Annotated in this window: 1 protein-coding gene; it reads right to left on the reverse strand. The window is 62.6% G+C overall.

Translation table 11 applies throughout. The features are described 5' to 3' along the window. Nucleotides 1-1,959 (reverse strand): PPE domain-containing protein (locus A5636_RS21190; protein ID WP_437339853.1); only part of this gene is annotated, 1,959 nt, incomplete at its 3' end. Nucleotides 1,960-2,211 lie beyond the last annotated feature (252 nt).

A 2,211-nucleotide genomic window follows, 5' to 3' on the forward strand; every position in this document is an offset into this window, starting at 1 on the left:
GAAGCCGAAGTTCAACTCCCCGATATTGCCCCCGCCCACATTCAGCCCACCCTGGTTGCCCAAGCCGATGCTGAAGGAGGTGAAATCGCTCACCGCATTGTGGAAGAACCCCGAAACCTCGCTGCCGACATTGCCGACCCCAGAGACGACCGCCGCCTGCGCCGCGTCCAACGAACTCACGTTGAACATGCCCGAGATGCTGTTACCCAGGTTGCGCATCCCCGACTGCAGATCGCCCACGTTGCCCACACCCGAGACACCCAGCCCCAGGTTCTGCCACCCGGAACTGCCCGCGCCGGAGTTGAAGAAGCCCGACGAGCCACCCGAGCCGCTATTGAAGAATCCCGACGACGGCGTGGATGAGGTATTGCCGAAACCCACACCCCCCGGGAGCGAGAACGGGATATCGATCGGCCCGACGGTGCCGAAGATGCCGCCGAACAGCGTGTATCCCGGGCCGCCGACTGTGAAGTTCAACCGTGGTCCACTGATCGTTATGGTCGGAACGTTGATGGGACCGATGGTGGAGCCGTTGTTCACGGCGCTGAGAGGGGCGAGATTGATCGCCCCGATGGTAAACGGCCGGGTGGTGATGTCGAAGGTGCCACCAGACACGGTCATGCTCAACGGGATTCGCATGCCGAAGTCCACGGGAATCTGGTCGATGTGAATCGACCCGGAGAAACCAGTCATGCCTTGGGCGTCGCCCCGCACGAACATCCCGAAGTTCATGTCGCCGGAGTTGCCGATACCGGTGTTGATGTCACCGGAGTTACCGATACCGGTGTTGAGGTTGCCGGTATTGAACCACCCGGTATTGGTGTCACCGGCGTTGAAGTCACCGCTGTTGAAGCTGCCCTCGTTGAAACTTCCCGTGTTGTAGCTGCCGCGGTTACCGATACCGGTATTGAAGCTGCCCGGGTTGAACAACCCGGTATTGCCCACCCCGGAGTTGCCGATACCGGTGTTGTAACTGCCGGTATTGAACAACCCGGAGTTGCCCACCCCGGAATTCATAATGCCGCGCAGGTCAAAACCGGAGTTACCAATGCCGATGTTGCCGTTACCGGTGTTACCGAACCCGATGTTGTTATCACCGGTGTTGCCAAACCCGATATTGCCGGTACCGGTGTTACCGAAGGCATCGGTGACCGCGGCCGTCGCAGCCGCCGGGTTCACCGTCAACAGACCGTTCAGCTTGGCCGACAGATTCGTCCCACTCAGCAAACTGCTGATCGCCGCGGTCGGTCCGCCGGTACCGATGCCACCCAGCTCATGCAAACGCAGATTCGCAAGACCGCCGGTGCTCTGCTGCAGATTACGCAAGACACCCGCGGGGTTGATCCCACCCAGCAGGCTGGTCACCCTGGTGTTGATCGCCCCCAGGCCCGCTTTGAGAGCACCCGGGTTCACGCCCGCGGCTAGGCCGGACAACTCGGCCACCACCGCTTTGACGAATCCACCCGCGCCGGCCGAAGCACCTAGCGGCACCTTCGTGAACGGGGTCAGCGCCGCAGCAGCCGCCGACGCCCCACCGTGATAGCCCAGCATCGCCACGATGTCTTGGGCCCAGAACTCCTCGTAGGCCGCCTCTGCCGCCGCAATCGCCGGCCAGTTCTGCCCGAACAGGTTCGAAACCGCAAGCCGCACCAACGAATTGCGATTACCGGCGATCAGTTCAGGGTGCACGATCATCGACCGCGCCGTCTCATAAGCCGACACCACCGCTTGAGCCTGAGCCGCCGCCTGCTCAGCCGCCGCACCCGCAGCACTTAGCCACGCCGCATACGGAGAGGCCGCAGCCGACATCGACGCCGCAGCCGGGCCCTGCCAAGCACCGTTGACCAGACCCGAGGTCACCGCCTCGAAGAACGACGACGCCGAGCCCAGCTCGGACGCCAGCCCATCCCACGCCGACGCCACCGACGCCATCGGCGCCGATCCCGCCCCGATCAACATGTTCAGCGAGTTGATCTCAGGGGGCAAAGTCAGAAAACTCACCAGCTCAGACCTCTTCCTTACATTGCAGGAAAGCTTCTTTGGAGCAGTAGGAGCTGCAGAAGAACCGTTGACCGTCCAGGGCCGGCAAGCACGTCATCAGTTAGCCACCCAGTCCGCCAGCGTCGCCTGCAGCGCACTCATCTGGCCGTTGAAGAAGCCGGAGACCTGGCTGCCGATGTTGCCCACGCCGGAGATCATGGCCGCGGTGTT

Origin of the sequence: Mycobacterium asiaticum (genome assembly GCF_001673315.1) — a bacterium.
Taxonomy (GTDB): Bacteria; Actinomycetota; Actinomycetes; order Mycobacteriales; family Mycobacteriaceae; genus Mycobacterium; species Mycobacterium asiaticum_B.